Below are 15,005 nucleotides of genomic sequence, written 5' to 3'. Positions count from 1 at the left end.
TGACTTGTTCTTGGCGAAGACGCGACGATGGCAGGCGCAACGCCGCGCGGTCATGCGTCGCGCGCGGTTACGTCGCGATTGATGGATCGTTTCTCTGGATCGTTTGCGGACGGCCGTCGTCGTCGATCGAGACGTAAGTGAAATTGCCGTCGGTCACCAGGATCGGCTGGAGCTCCCTGCGCCGCAGCGCCCAGGCTTCGAGATGCACGGTCATCGAGGTACGGCCCACGCGGACGAGATTGGCATAGACCGAAACCAGATCGCCGACATAGACCGCTTTGCGAAAATTCATCGCTTCGATTGCGACGGTCACCGTGCGCGACTTCGCGGCTTTTGACGCAAACACGCCGCCGCCGACATCCATCTGGCTGAGCAGCCAGCCGCCGAAGATGTCGCCGTTTGCATTGGTGTCGGCGGGCATCGCCAGCGTGCGGATGCAGAGATCGCCGCTCGGCCCGGTATTGGCTTGTTCGTTCATGCCTCTCTCACTTGAAATTTGCTCACTTGAAATTGTCCCAGCCCGGATCCGGCGCAAAGCGCTCGCCGAATCTCCCGGCCAGCGCGCGCAAGGTGGATACGACATTCTCCACGCCACGCGTGCGCGCATAGTTCAACGGACCACCACGGAACGGTGCATAACCGGTGCCGAAGATCATTGCGCCGTCGACCATGTCGGCATCGTCGACGATACCCTCGCGAAGCGCCGCGACGCAGACGTTGGACATCGGCAGCACCAGCCGGTCGATCATCTGCTCGGTGACGCGGGGGCCGGTTTCCGGCAAGGGCGCCTTCTCCGCCTTGCCGTCCTTCCAGGTGTAGAAACCCTTGCCGGTCTTGCGGCCGAGTTCGCCCTTGGCGACCTTCTCGCGCAGCCAGGCCGGTGTCGGCGGCAGCAGATCGCCGAACTTGGTGCGCAGCATGTCGCCGACATCAATGCAGATGTCGAGCCCGACCTGGTCGGCCAGTTCGATCGGCCCCATCGGCATGCCGAACTGCTCGGCTGCGGCATCGATCAGGCGCTGGTCGGTCTTCTCGTCCAGCATCACCATCGCTTCCAGCATGTAGGGCGTCAGCGCGCGGTTGACGAGGAAGCCGGGCGAGCTTTTCACGAACAGCGGCAGTCGGTCGATGGCGCCGACGAAGGCGAGCGCTTCCTTGAGCACCTGCCCATCGTTGCCGTCATGGCTGACGATTTCGACCAGTTGCAGCCGCGACACCGGGTTGAAGAAATGCAGGCCGACGAGGCGTTCCGGCCGCGCCAGCGTCGTGCGCAGGTCCTGGAGCGGAATGCTCGAAGTGTTGGTCGCAAGGATCGCCCCCGGCTTCATCTTCGGCTCGATACTCGCATAGACGTTCTGCTTGAGCTCCAGCTTTTCCGGCACCGCCTCGATGATGAGATCGGCGTTGCGGACACCCTCCCCGTCCAGATCGGGGATAAGGCGATCGAGCGCGTCGCGGACATCGGTGGGTTTCCGGATGATCTTGCCAAAAAGATCGGCGGCGCGCTTGACCGCGCCCGCGATCGGCTCCGCCTTCATGTCGGCAAGCGAGACGCGCAGCCCCTGCCCCGCACACCAGGCCGCGATGTCGCCGCCCATGGCGCCAGCGCCGATCACGTGGACCTGCTTGACCGTGTTGCCGGGGCCTGCCGCCTTCTTCATCTGCTCGCGCAGGAAGAACACGCGGATCAAATTCTGCGCGGTCGGTGTCACCATCAGCTTGGCGAATGAGGCCTGCTCTGCCCTGAGCATCGCGGCTTTGCTGCCGCCATGGGTCTCCCAGAGATCGATCAGCGCGTAAGGCGCGGGATAGTGCTCGCGGGACGCAGCCTTCGCAGCTTCGCCGCGCATGCGCCTGGCAAGGAGCCCCCGCACCGGTCCGAAATTGGCGGCGCGGCTGAGAATCCCCGGGCGCGCCCGCTTCAACCGGCCAAACAGCGCATCCTTCACCGCATTGCTGACATGGCGCTCCTGCGTCACGGTGTCGACGAGGCCGAGCGATTTGGCGCGGCGCGCGTCGATGGTGCGGCCCGTCAGCATTAGGGCCATCGACTGGGCCGGATTGACCAGCGCGGTGAAACGCGCTGTGCCGCCGAGACCAGGATGCAGGCCGAGCATCACCTCCGGAAAGCCGAAGCGCGCGCCGTCGATGGCGATACGCGATTGGCAGGCGAGCGCGACCTCGAGCCCGCCGCCGAGACAGAAACCATGGATGACAGCGACGGTCGGCAGCCTCAGCGCCTCCAGATGATCGACCACCGCATGCGCGGCGCGGATCCGTATCTCCACCATTGCGGGATCGTTGGCGCCGCGGAATTCGTTGACGTCGGCACCGGCAATGAAGCCGGACGGTTTTGCGGAGCGGATCACGAGACCGGCAGGACGCTCGGTCTCGATCGCCGCGAGCACGGTGTCGAACTCCTCCATCACATCCGAGGACAGCGTGTTGGCGCTGGCATCGGCGCGGTCGAACAGCAGCCAGGCGACACCGTCGGCATCGCGCGTCAGCTTGAAGTTCTTGTAGGGACTGTCTGACGCCGGCTTCGGCCCGAGCGTGAGGACGCGATCGCCGAGCGCGGTCATGATCCTGGAATCCATGGTCACACCGCCTCGATCAGCATGGCGCCGCCGAGTCCGCCGCCGATGCACTCAGTAGCAACGCCACGCCGCGTGCCGAGCCGCTTCATCGCATTGACCAGATGCAGCACGATGCGGTTGCCGGAGGTGCCGACGGGATGCCCCAGCGAGATGGCGCCGCCGTCGACATTTAGCTTTTCGCGGTCGATCTCGCCGGCCGCGCCGTCGAGCCGCAAAATCTCGCGGCAGAATTTGTCGTCATTCCAGGCGGCAAGGCAGCCGAGCACTTGCGTGGCGAAGGCCTCGTTCAATTCCCAGGTCTCGACATCCTTGATGGTGAGGTTGTTGCGCTTCAGTAGCGGCGTTGTCGACATCACGGGGCCGAGCCCCATGATAGAAGGATCGAGCGCGGCCCAGTTGCTGTCGACGATAACCGCCTTCGGCGTCAGCTTGTACTTGGCGACCGCTTCGTCGGAAGCCAGGATCACCCAGGACGCACCGTCGGTGATCTGCGAGGAATTGCCGGCGGTGACCTGGCCCCAGGGACGCTCGAACACCGGTCTCAGTTTTGCCAGCGTCTCGGACGACGAGTCCGGCCGCACGCCATCGTCATGGTCGAAGAACTTGCCGTCGCGGGAGAATGCGGTCTCGACCTCGCCCTTCAGAAAACCCGACGTCTGCGCATGCGCAAGCCGGCGATGGCTCTCGGCGGCGTAAGCGTCGGACTGGGCGCGGGTGATGCCGAAGAGATGGCCAACGACCTCGGCGGTCTGGCCCATGTTCAGGTCGGTAATGGGATCGGTCAGCCCACGCTCAAGCCCGATGATCGGCTTGAGATAGCGCGGCCGCAATTTGAAAGCAGCGGCAAGCTTCGCGGCCACGCCCTTGGCGGTGGCAAGGCCGGCGAACCAGCGCACGCCGGAATTCGGCCAGACCAGCGGCGCATGACTCAAGGCCTCGGTGCCGCCGGCGAGGATCATGTCGGCATGACCTTCGCGGATGTAGCGGTAGGCGGTGTCGATCGACTGCATGCCGGAGCCGCAATTGATCTGCACGGTGAAGGCGACCATGTCCTCGCCCATGCCGAGCCGAAGCGCGGCGACGCGGGCCGGGTTCATCTCGTCCGCGATCACGTTGACGCAGCCGAGGATGACCTGGTCGAAGGTATCAGGCGAAAACGGCTGGCGCGCCAACAGCGGCCGGCCGCATTGCACGGCGAGATCGACCGGCGTGAACGGCCCCGGCCCCGAACGCGCTTTCAGAAACGGCGTTCGGCTGCCGTCGACGATGAATACCGGTCGTGCCATCAGCTCGCCGCCCTTTGGTCACCGAGTTCCTGGAAGAACTGATGCACGTCGCCGGTTTTCTTGTAAATCGGCGACAGCGCCTCCGGCGCAAAATCGTCGACCTCGATCACTTTTGCGACGGCTTCGCGAGCCGCGGCCAGCTGCTCGCCCTCAGCCTGCGTGATCACGCCCTTGGCGACCGCATCCTTCCAGTCGCTCATATGCGCCGCGCGCATGCGCTTGGCGATGGCGTCCGTTGCCTGCGACCAGCTTGAACGCGCGCTCCAGCCGGGCAAAGCCGCCGTCGTCATCGACATGGGCAAGATCCGGCGTAAGGCGCTCGCGCGCCGCCGAGGGCTCCAGCACCAGGCTGGCGCATTGGTGCACGACGCGGTCGGAGGGACCCAGCACCCGTGCGCCGAACGGCTGGACCACCAGCTTGAGAAAACCGGCGACAAAGCGGTTCGGCAGATTGGCGAGTATCTCCGCGAGCCGGTTCTCGATGGTCTTGAAGCCCGTCGCCATGCACCATTCGAGCGCGGCAAAATCCTCCTTCTGCCGGCCCTCGTCCTGCCAGCGTTTGAGCGCGGCAGAGAGCAGATACAGCTCGGACAGGATGTCGCCGAAGCGCGCCGACAGCATCTCCTTGCGCTTGAGCGCGCCGCCGAGCGTGAGCAGCGCCATGTCGGCGCAGAGTGCAAACGCCGCCGAATAGCGTGAGAGCTGGCGATAGAACGGCGTGGCGTCGCCCGCATCGGGCGCTGGCGCGAAGGCACCGAAGGTCCAGCTCCGGCCGAAGGCGCGCAACAGCGTCTCGAAACTATGGCCGACATGTTTCCAGAACGCCTTGTCGAAGGCGGTGAGCCCGCGTTCACGGTCGGTATCGGCAAGCGCATTCATCTCGTCGAGCAGATAAGGATGCGCACGGATGGCGCCCTGCCCGAACACGATGAGATTGCGGGTGAGGATATTGGCACCCTCGACGGTGATGCCGACCGGGACGGCGCGGTGGAGATTGCCGAGATAGTTTTGCGGACCGTCGATCACGGCCTTGCCGCCATGGATGTCCATGGCGTCGTCGACCGCGGTGCGCATCCGCTCGGTCGCGTGCAGCTTCATGATGCCCGAGATGACGGCGGGGTGGATGCCGGCATTCAGCGCGGCGCAAGTGAGCCGCCGTGCCGCGTCGAGCTGATAGGCGGTCGCGACGATGCGGGCGAGCGGCTCCTCGACGCCCTCGAACTTGGAGATGGAGATGCCGAACTGCTCGCGGATGCGGGCATAGGCGCCGGTGGTGCGGGCGGCATAGGCGGCGCCGGCCGCGGACAGCGATGGCAGCGAGATGCCGCGGCCGGCGGCGAGCGCCGTCATCAGCATCTTCCAGCCCTGCCCCAGCCGCTCCTGGCCGCCGATGACATAGTCGAGCGGGATGAAGACGTCGTGGCCCCGGTTCGGGCCGTTCTGGAACACCTGCATCGACGGCAGATGGCGATGGCCGATTTCGACGCCGGGCAGATCGGTCGGGATCAGCGCGACGCTGATGCCGAGCTGTTCCTGATCGCCGACGAGATGATCGGGGTCATAGGCTTTGAAGGCGAGGCCCAAGAGCGTCGCGACGGGACCGAGCGTGATGTAACGCTTGTGCCAGTTGAGCCTGAGGCCGATGACCTCGCGGCCCTCGAAATCGCCCTTGCAGATGATGCCGGTGTCGATCATCGAGGCCGCATCGGATCCGGCTTCCGGGCTGGTGAGACCGAAGCAGGGAATGTCGTGGCCGTCGGCAAGACGCGGCAGCCAGCGCTGCTGCTGCTCCTTGGTGCCGAAGTGCATCAGGAGCTCGCCGGGGCCCAGCGAGTTCGGCACCATCACCGTCACCGCGGCGGCGATCGACCGGGTCGAGATCTTGCGCACCACTTCCGAATGCGCATAGGGCGAAAAACCGAGACCGCCAAACTCTTTCGGAATGATCATGCCGAAGAATTTTTCGCGCTTGATGAAGGCCCACACGTCCTGCGGCAGGTCGCGCAATTCCCAAAAGATCTTCCACTCGTCGAGCATGGCGCAGAGCTCGTCGACGGGGCCGTTGAGAAAGGCCCGCTCCTGTTCGGTCAGCGTTGCCTGCGGGACCTTCAGCAGCTTCGACCAATCAGGGTTGCCGGTGAAGAGATCGGCGTCCCACCAGACGTCGCCGGCCTCCAGCGCCTCCCGCTCGGTGTCCGACATCGCCGGCAGCACGCCGCGCGCCCAGGAGAAGATCGGCTTTGTGATGGTATCACGGCGGAAACTCATAGCGGACCTCGTGCATCGGCGCGGTTGTCGGGCATTTTAGCGGAAAGTGGCCGGCGGAGGTGGACACTTCGCCTGCGAAAATACGCGAATTGACGCGGCCGGGCGGCCGCCCAGAGGCTATAACGGCCGGGGCGTGGTGGCAGTTCCGGGAGGGGCTAGGCGACGAGGTCGGCCGGGCTAATCCGGTCGCACCATCTCGAACATGTTTTCCGGCTTGATCTCGAAATAATCACCGCTGCGGCCGGCGCGGACAATCGGGCGGGCGGCGGCGGTCTGATAGACGCCGTCCTTGATCATGGCCTTGTCGATGTGGACGGCAACGACTTCGCCGAGCGTCAGCCAGGCATTGGCTTCCTTGCCGTCAGCGCCCTTGAGGCGGACGATATCCGCCACCTTGCATTCGAAGGCGACCGGGCTTTCGCCGACGCGTGGCACGTTGACGAGCTTGCCGGGCACGGCGGTCAGGCCTGCAATCTTGAACTCGTCGACCTCAGGCCCGACGTGGGCGGCGGTCGCGTTCATGTGCCTGGCCAGGTCCATGGTGGCGAGATTCCAGACGAACTCGCCGGTCTGCTGGATGTTCGCGACGGTGTCCTTCCAGTTGGTGGAGGAGAAGCCGATGATCGGCGGCACGTAGCAGAACGCGTTGAAGAAGCTGTAGGGCGCGAGATTGACGTGGCCGTTGGTGTCGCGCGACGAAATCCAGCCGATCGGCCGCGGCGCGACGATCGCGTTGAAGGGATCATGTTTGAGGCCGTGGCCCTTGGCGGGCTCGTAGAAGTGCAGGTCTTTGTCGGTCACGCTGGCTTTTCCCCCGGTCCTTGTGCCCGGATGGAGCGAACCCATCCGGCCTACGTCGGCCTGCTTATAGGAGGAAATCCGCCGCCGCGTCAGTGCCGCGGGGACAATCCCGCGATGACGAAATCGATCATCTGGTCGATGGTCGGACCCGGCTTGGTGGCGCACTGGGCGATCATCTGGGGGTGGAAGAAGCGCATCATCGCGGTGCAGGCGCAGAGCGCGGCCAGTTTCAGGTCCGGCGCCTCGAACTCGCCGGAGGCCGAGCCTTGCGCGATCATCTGGCCGATGACCCCGGCAATGCACTCCATGTGGTTGACGCAGACGTCCCAGTCCTCCTGCATCGCGATCTCGACCATCTCGTGCAACTTGGAATCGCCGACATAGCGCTCGGTGTTCATGCGATGGATGGTGGAGAGCAGCTCACGGAAGCGCGGGAGTACCGGACCCGGCCTCGCCACGATCCGCTGCGCTTCCAGTTCGACCTCGCACATCAGCGAGCGGGCCACCGCCTGATGAATCGCCTTCTTCGATTCGAAGAAGCGATAGACGTTGGCGGGGCTCATCTTGAGCTCCTTGGCGATGTCCCCGACCGTGGTCTTGAGATAGCCGATCTGGCGGAACAGCCGTTCGGCCACCTCGAGAATACGATCCCGGGTGTCGCCTTCGATATGTTCCGAAACCAGTGTCATCTGTCAGGACTCGTCAATCAGCAGTTCATCTTCACTTATTCAGCCGCCTCAGCAAGCGGAATTGCGTGCTCGTCATCGCTCCCATGCTGCGGTGCGGCGGGCTGCTCGGGGGTGCCTGCCTCATCCAGGCTCTTGCGGAACCAGAGGGCGTAGAGGCCCGGCAGGTACAGCAGCGTCAGGAAGGTCGCAACGAACAGTCCGCCCATGATGGTGATCGCCATCGGGCCCCAGAACGCCGAGCGCGACAGCGGGATCATGGCGAGGATGGCGGCGAGCGCCGTCAGCACCACCGGTCGGGCACGGCGGACAGTGGCCTCTACGATCGCCTCGCGACGGGTCAAGCCATGAGAAACGTCGGTCTCGATCTGGTCGACCAGGATCACCGCGTTGCGCATGATCATGCCGGCGAGCGCGATCAGGCCGAGCAGCGCCACGAAGCCGAACGGAGCGTTGGCGATGTTGAGCCCGAGGGAGGCGCCCGACGATACCGAGGGGTGCGGTTAAAAACACCAGGATCAAGCGGGAGAAGCTCTGAAGCTGGAACATCAGCAGCGTCAGCATCACCATGACCATCAGCGGGAAGAGAACGAAGATCGAGGCGTTACCCTTGGCGGATTCCTCGAACGCGCCGCCCGCCTCGATGCGGTAGGCCGGCTCGAGGTTGTCCGTGATCGCCTTCAGCTTCGGCGTGATCTGGCCGGTGACGTCAGGCGCCTGCACGCCGTCGACGACGTCGGAGCGCACAGTGATCGCCATGTCGCGATTGCGCCGCCACATGATCGGCTCCTCGTGGCCGTATTCGATCTTGGCGATCTGCTGGAGCGGCACGGCAACGCCGTTACGCGAGGTGATGGTGAGATCACCGACGCCGCCGAGGTCGAGGCGTTCGGACGGGATCGCACGGGCGACCACGGCCACCTTCTCGATACCGTCGCGCACGGTCGTCACCTGTGAGCCCGAGATCAGCATCGACAGTGCCTGCGACACGTCCTGCGGGGTCAGGCCCATGGCGCGGGCGCGATCCTGGTCGACGACGAGCTTGAGGTAAGGCGACTGCTCGTTCCAGTCGAGCTGGACGTCCTTGACGCTCTTGTTCTGCCGCATGACGTCGCGGACCTGGTAGGCGATCTCGCGCACCTTGTTGGCGTCGGGGCCGATCACGCGGAACTGCACGGGAAAGCCGACCGGGGGACCGAAATTGAAGCGGTCGACGCGCACGCGGGCCTCGTTGAGCGCGCCGTCGGCGACGGCGTTTTCAAGCTTGGCCTTGATGCGCTCGCGCGCCTCGACGCCCTTTGCGACGATAACGATTTCGGCAAAAGCCTCGTTCGGAAGCTGCGGATTGAGGCCGAGCCAGAAGCGCGGCGAGCCCTGCCCGACATAGGCCGTATAGGTCTCGATGTCCTTGTCGTCCTTGAGCAGCGTCTCGGCCTTCTTCACCGCCTTTTCCGTGACGTTGAAGGCGGTGCCCTCGGGCAGGCGAAGCTGGAGGAACAGTTCGGGGCGCTCGGACAGCGGGAAGAATTGCTGCTGGACGTGGCCGAATCCGACGATCGAGGCGATGAAAACGCCGACGGTCGCGACCACCACGGTGATGCGGTGGTTGACGCACCATTGCACGATGGCACGCAGGCCCCGATACATGCGGGTCTCGTAGACCGCGTGCGGATCGTGATTATGGTGCACCTTGATGTTGGGCAGCAGCATGACGCCGATATAGGGCGTGAAGATCACCGCCACGAACCAGGACGCGACCAGCGCAATCGCCACGATCCAGAAGATGCTGCCGGCATATTCGCCGACCGCGGAATTGGCAAAGCCGATGGGGAGGAAGCCAGCGGCCGTGACCAGCGTTCCCGTGAGCATCGGAAACGCAGTGGATTCCCAGGCAAAAGACGCCGCACGCATGCGGTCCCAACCCTGCTCCATCTTCACCACCATCATCTCGACCGCGATGATGGCGTCATCGACGAGCAGGCCGAGCGCGATGATCAGCGCTCCCAGCGTGATGCGGTGCAGGTCGAGCGACATCGTGTTCATGACGACGAAGACGATGCCGAGCACCAAGGGCACCGACAGCGCGACCACGATGCCGGTGCGCCAGCCGAGCGCCAGGAACGACACGAACAGCACGATGACGAGGGCTTCCATGAAGGAGTGCACGAACTCGCCGACGGCGTGCTCGACCACCTTGGGCTGGTCGGCGATCAGCTTGACGTCGACGCCCTGCGGCACCGCCTTCATGAATTCAGCCGTCGCCTTCTCGACCTCCTTGCCGAGATCGAGGATGTTGGCGCCCTTGGCGGTGACGACACCGATGCCGATCGCGGCCTTGCCTTCCTGGCGCACGATGAAACTCGGCGGGTCGACATAGCCATGGGTGACAGTAGCGATGTCGCCGAGGCGGAACACGCGGCCATTGCTCTCGACCGGGGTCTCGGCCACGGCCTTGGCGCCGTCGAGCGCACCGGTGACGCGCAGCGGCACGCGCTGCGACGAGGTCTCGACCGTGCCGGCCGGGGTCACGTTGTTCTGCTTGGCGAGCGAATCGAACAGCGCCTGCGGCGTGATGCCGAGGGTGGCGAGCTTGGCGTGCGAGAACTCGACGAAGATGCGCTCATCCTGGTTGCCGTAGACGTCGACCTTGGTCACGCCGGGCACCTTCAGGAGGCGCTGCCGAAAACCCTCCGAGACCTTCTTGAGCTGCGCATAATCGGCGCCGTCGCCGGTCATCATGTAGAGGATCGAATCGACGTCGGAGAACTCGTCGTTGACAACGGGGCCCAGAATCCCTGCGGGCAATTGGGCCTGCACGTCGACCAGCTTCTTGCGCAGCAGATAAAAGAGATACGGCACATCCTTCGGCGGCGTGGAATCGCGGAAGGTCACCTGGAGCGCGGTGAAGCCGGGCTTGGAATAGGTCTGCACCTTCTCGAAGTAGGGCAGCTCCTGGATCTTCTTCTCGATGGGATCGGCGACCTGAGCCTGCATTTCCTGCGCGGTCGCGCCCGGCCAGATCACGGAGACGTTGACCACCTTCACCGTAAAGAACGGATCCTCGGCACGGCCGAGCTTCTGATAGGAGAAGAACCCGGCGATGCCGAGTATGACCATGAGGAACAGGACCAGGGTCGGATGGCTGACGGCCCAGGCCGAAAGGTTGAAGCGCTTCATCGCACTCTCCAAAGATGATCCGGTTGCAAAAAAAGGCAGCTACTCTGTTCAACGCGTCGTCGCGAGGCAGCGAAGCAATCCAGGGGGCTGGGCAGGTTCTGGATCGCTTCGCCGCTTCAGCCCCAGCATTTGCGCTTAGGCCGAAACTCACCTCACACGACGTAACTCGTAAACGAGACTTAAAAGGACAGTGACGATACGATCCGCACCCTCTGGCCCGGATCGAGCTTCTGAACGCCGAGGGCGACGATCTTGGCGCTCTCTTCGACACCGCCGCTGATGACGACGTCGTTGCTCTCGTAGGACTTCACCGCGACCGGCTTCAGCGTGACCGCGCCGTTGTCGTCGACGACGAAGAAGGACGGCTTGCCGCCTTCGTTGAACAGCGCCGACAGCGGCAACCGCGCGACGCGCTCGGTCGCGGCATCCGACAGCGTCAGCGTCGCGGTCATGCCGAGCGAAACCTTGTCGTCGGCCTCGGGCAGCGAGAATTTTGCGAGATAGGTGCGCGTGGCGGAATCCGCGGTCGGCGCGATCTCGCGCAGCTTGGCCGTATATTTCTTGCCCGGCTCCGACCAAAGAGTGACGCTGGCGGCGCCCGACTTGGCACGTCCGACCAGCGTCTCAGGGATCGCGACGACCGCTTCCTTTTCGGCAAAGCGGGCGACACGGATCGAGGTCTGGCCTGCGGCAACCACCTGGCCTGGCTCGATCAGCGTTGCGGTGACGACACCACGGGCGTCGGCGTTGAGCGTCGCGTAGGATAGGGAATTATTGGTCAGTTCGACCGAGCGCTCGGCCCGATTCAGGCGCGCGCGCGCCTCATCGGCGGAAGCGCGGCTCTGGTCGAGTTGGGCGTCGGTGGTCCAGCCCTTGGCCTTCAAATCCTTGGCGCGCTGCTCGGCGGCGGCGGCCTGAGCCAGCACGCCGGTCGCAGCGGTTTGCTCGGCTACCGCTTGCTCAGCCTGGAGCTTCAGGTCGATCTCATCGAGGGTCGCGAGCGGCTGGCCGATCTCGACGGTCTGGCCGACCTCGACCAGGCGCTTGGCAACCTTGCCGGCGACGCGAAAACCGAGATCGCTCTCGATCCGCGGCCTGACCGTGCCGACGAAGCTGCGCTCCGGCGTTTCGGCATCATAATGGACCGTTGCGACCAGAACCGGCCGCGGCGGCTCGGCCTTTTCAGCAACGGTGTCATTGCACCCGCCGAGGGCGGCAGCCATCAACGCCAGCGACACACCCGCCAACAGCTTGGAATAGCTCGACAAAACTGACCGGACGAACATCGGAGAACACTCCTGCGGCTTGCAATGAGAGGAATGTCGACTAATCACTGATGAAAGTCAATAATCGTCAGTCATCAGGAAAGCGTGATCGTTAAGGGATGGTAAGATTCCGTGGATTGGCGGAACTCCCTTCGTCTGATATGGTTACATGTAACCGAACGGAGGGAACTATGCCGTCCTCTTCTAAGCCGAAGTCGTCGCGAGCGAAGGTCCGCGAGCATCGAGAACGGCTACGCGCGCAGGGGCTCCGTCCGATCCAGATCTGGGTTCCGGATGTACGTTCAGCCTCTTTCAAGGCGGAAGCCCATCGCCAATCATTGGCGGTCGCATCGACCCCGCATGAGGCTGAGGATCAGGCTTTCGTCGATGCGATCTCCGACTGGCCTGGCGAGACAGAATAACCTGTGAACAGCGCAGGGAATCTCGTCGGCAGGGCCTCAGGCCCGAAACAGTTTCGCAGCAGGCTTTGGCCCAAACTCGCTCCCACTGAAATTCATCTGCGCGCGGACGAAGGTACAGCAACTGAGCGTGCCCAGCATGGCGGTTCACGAACCCAATGAAGAGAGGCGAAGTTTGGACAGCAGCAGGCGCAAAGGACTACGGAGGGAAACCGCGTCCGGTCATCGTCGTGCAAGACGACGATTTTGACGCAACGGAATCGATCACGGTTTGCCCAATAACAACATTCGAAACTGAGGCACCACTCTTCAGATTGCAGGTCGAACCGAACGATCGCAACGGCCTCCGAGTGGCATGCCGCCTGATGGTCGACAAGATCACCACGGTACCGAAACCCAAGATGGGCATGCTGATCGGGCGGCTCGACGACGAGGATCTGTTGCGCCTCAATCGCGCCATGCTGGTGTTTCTCGGGCTGGCTGGCTCACAAAAATCCCGCGGCACAGGTTAGCGATCCGTGCGCCGGAGCAGCTTCGCCCTTCCAGGACGGTCCGAAGGACCACCCCGGAATATCAGCCCCCTCGCCGCCCCTGTTCGGCGAACTCGTGCTTGCTGTCGTGGCCGCCGATGAACACCAGGATGCCGGCGAGCAGAGGCAAGACCGCCAGCACCAACAAGCCGGTCGAGGTCTGGCCGGTGGCTTCCTTGACCCAGCCGATCAGGTAGGGACCGCCGAAGCCGGCGAGGTTGCCGATCGAGTTGATCAGGGCGATGCCGCCGGCCGCCGCCGTGCCGGAGAGCCAGGCGGTCGGCAGGGTCCAGAACACGCCGAAGCAGCAGAACACCCCGATCGCGGCGACAGTCAGCACCACCATCGTCATGGTGGGATCGGTGAGATAGGAGGAGACGGCAAGCGCAGCGGCGGTAAGCAGCAGCGGCGCGCCGACATGCATCACGCGCTCGCGCGTGGCGTCCGAGTGCCGCGCCCACAGGATCATCGCGATGGTGCCGAACAGATATGGGATCGCGGTGACGAAGCCGGTCTGCGCATTGGTGAGGCCGAACGCCTTGACGAACTGCGGCAGCCAGAACTGCATGCCGTAGAGCGCGCCGACGAAGCCGAAATAGACCAGGCTGAGCGCGATCACCTTCGGCGACGACAAGGCCTCGCCGAGCGACAGATGCTTCACCGCCTGCTTGGCCGCGACTTCCGAATCGAGCCTGGACTTGAGCCAGGTCTTCTGCTCGGCAGAGAGCCAGTCCGCCTTTTCCGGCCTGTCGGTGAGATAGAACCAGGTGACGATGCCGAGCAGCACGGAAGGAATGCCCTCGATGATGAACAGCCACTGCCAGCCCTTCAGCCCCATCGCACCGTCAAGTCCGAGCAGCAGGCCCGAGACCGGCGCACCGATCACGGTCGAGACCGGAACGGCGATGGCGAAGGCCGCGAGAAAGCGGGCGCGATATTCGGCCGGATACCAATAGGTGAGATAGAGGATGATGCCGGGGAAGAAGCCGGCTTCGGCGACGCCGAGCAGGAAGCGCAGGACGTAGAAGCTCGTGACACCGCTCGTGAGCGCCATCAGCCCCGAGATGATGCCCCAGGTCACCATGATGCGGGCGATCCAGCGGCTGGCGCCGAATTTCTCCAGCGCCAGATTGCTCGGCACCTCGAAGATGAAATAGCCGATGAAGAAGATGCCGGCGCCCCAGGAGAAGATCAGCGGCGTGAACTTCAGCTCGGCATTCATGGTCAGCGCAGCGAAGCCGAGATTGACGCGGTCGAGATAGGAGAAGAAGTAGGCCAGCACCAGGAACGGAATCAGGCGCCAGGAGATAGCGCGAATCGTCGAGGCCTCGATTTCGCTCTTGGCGCCGCCGGTCGAACCGGCATAGGTCGTGGTCTGGCTCATGGCTTCCCCCCGGGGTTGTTGCTTTTATTGGCTGAGAGCGGTTTTGAGCATGATCGGCCAAGAGTCAATGGAGCGAGCAATGCAAGGGGCGCAGCCGGATAAACCTGTTGCGCCGTTACGGACATCCCTGATCCGCGCCGGGCTGGCGCTGGCGGTGATCGTCTGCGGGCTGTCCCTGCGCTGGTACGGTTTTCCGCTCGGCCTGCCCGCCTTCGTGGTGAAGTACGGCGGCTCGCTGCTGTGGGCAACGATGGTGTTTCTGCTGGCGGGCGTTTTGCTGCCGCGGCTGCCACCAGCGCAGATCGCGGCCATCGCGATGGTGATCGCGGTCGTCGTCGAGTTTTCCCGGCAGGTGCATACGCCGTGGCTCGATGCGTTCAGGCTGACCACAGCCGGGGCGCTGCTCTTGGGGCGCATCTTCTCGCTGTGGAATTTGCTGGCGTACGGTGTCGGGATTGCGTTCGGCGTTTGGATTGATCGATTCATCGCGATGCGTAGGGTGGGTCAGCCGAAGGCGTAACCCACCACCTTCGCTTGCGCGGAAATAGACAGTGGAGGATTACGCTGCGCCAATCCGGCTTACGACGACATC

At 64.0% G+C, this 15,005-nt stretch carries 10 protein-coding genes and 2 pseudogenes; 3 read left to right on the top strand and 9 right to left on the bottom strand.

Annotated features, from left to right (window positions below):
• Positions 1-67: 67 nt before the first annotated feature.
• From ACVWYI_RS09800 to ACVWYI_RS09765, 8 genes and pseudogenes are all read right to left on the bottom strand, one after another.
• Complete coding sequence (locus ACVWYI_RS09800) at positions 68-478, bottom strand: acyl-CoA thioesterase (RefSeq protein ID WP_247440721.1); 411 nt, start codon at positions 476-478, stop codon at positions 68-70.
• Between the two features lie 22 nt (positions 479-500).
• Positions 501-2,597, bottom strand: a complete 2,097-nt coding sequence (locus tag ACVWYI_RS09795) for a 3-hydroxyacyl-CoA dehydrogenase NAD-binding domain-containing protein (RefSeq protein ID WP_456661838.1) — start codon at positions 2,595-2,597, stop codon at positions 501-503.
• Positions 2,598-2,599: 2 nt separating this feature from the next.
• Positions 2,600-3,883: an acetyl-CoA C-acetyltransferase gene (locus tag ACVWYI_RS09790; RefSeq protein WP_456661837.1), complete on the bottom strand. Its 1,284-nt coding sequence runs from the start codon at positions 3,881-3,883 to the stop codon at positions 2,600-2,602.
• A pseudogene (locus tag ACVWYI_RS09785) lies at positions 3,883-6,151 on the bottom strand (acyl-CoA dehydrogenase). Before ACVWYI_RS09785 ends, ACVWYI_RS09790 begins: the two are co-directional and overlap by 1 nt.
• Before the next feature lie 177 nt (positions 6,152-6,328).
• Positions 6,329-6,952, bottom strand: coding sequence for a flavin reductase family protein (locus tag ACVWYI_RS09780; protein WP_247340480.1), 624 nt, complete (start codon positions 6,950-6,952; stop codon positions 6,329-6,331).
• Between the two features lie 89 nt (positions 6,953-7,041).
• A complete protein-coding gene (locus ACVWYI_RS09775) occupies positions 7,042-7,641 on the bottom strand; it encodes a TetR/AcrR family transcriptional regulator (RefSeq protein ID WP_456661836.1) in 600 nt (199 codons plus the stop codon).
• A 35-nt stretch (positions 7,642-7,676) separates the two neighbouring features.
• Positions 7,677-10,815: pseudogene (locus ACVWYI_RS09770) on the bottom strand (efflux RND transporter permease subunit).
• A gap of 179 nt (positions 10,816-10,994) precedes the next feature.
• Positions 10,995-12,101 carry an efflux RND transporter periplasmic adaptor subunit gene (locus tag ACVWYI_RS09765; protein ID WP_456661835.1) on the bottom strand — a complete coding sequence of 369 codons (1,107 nt, stop codon included), beginning with the start codon at positions 12,099-12,101 and terminating at the stop codon, positions 10,995-10,997.
• 98 nt (positions 12,102-12,199) lie between these two features.
• On the opposite strand from ACVWYI_RS09765, the gene ACVWYI_RS09760 reads away from it, so the two are divergent.
• Both ACVWYI_RS09760 and ACVWYI_RS09755 read left to right on the top strand, forming a co-directional pair.
• Positions 12,200-12,502, top strand: coding sequence for an antitoxin MazE family protein (locus ACVWYI_RS09760; protein ID WP_456661834.1), 303 nt, complete (start codon positions 12,200-12,202; stop codon positions 12,500-12,502).
• 155 nt (positions 12,503-12,657) lie between these two features.
• Positions 12,658-13,011, top strand: coding sequence for a type II toxin-antitoxin system PemK/MazF family toxin (locus ACVWYI_RS09755; RefSeq protein ID WP_456661833.1), 354 nt, complete (start codon positions 12,658-12,660; stop codon positions 13,009-13,011).
• 61 nt (positions 13,012-13,072) lie between these two features.
• On the opposite strand, the gene ACVWYI_RS09750 is transcribed toward ACVWYI_RS09755, so the two are convergent.
• Entirely contained in the window at positions 13,073-14,413 is a 1,341-nt protein-coding gene (locus ACVWYI_RS09750) for an MFS transporter (RefSeq protein ID WP_456661832.1), read from the bottom strand.
• A gap of 79 nt (positions 14,414-14,492) precedes the next feature.
• Here ACVWYI_RS09750 and ACVWYI_RS09745 point away from each other — a divergent pair, with 79 nt between their 5' ends.
• Positions 14,493-14,933, top strand: a complete 441-nt coding sequence (locus tag ACVWYI_RS09745; protein ID WP_354105222.1) for a ribosomal maturation YjgA family protein — start codon at positions 14,493-14,495, stop codon at positions 14,931-14,933.
• The last annotated feature ends 72 nt before the right edge of the window (positions 14,934-15,005 follow it).

The organism is Bradyrhizobium sp. LB13.1 (genome assembly GCF_054056815.1).
The sequence above is the reverse complement of the archived record's forward strand: the minus strand, read 5'-3'. Positions and strand labels throughout refer to the sequence as shown.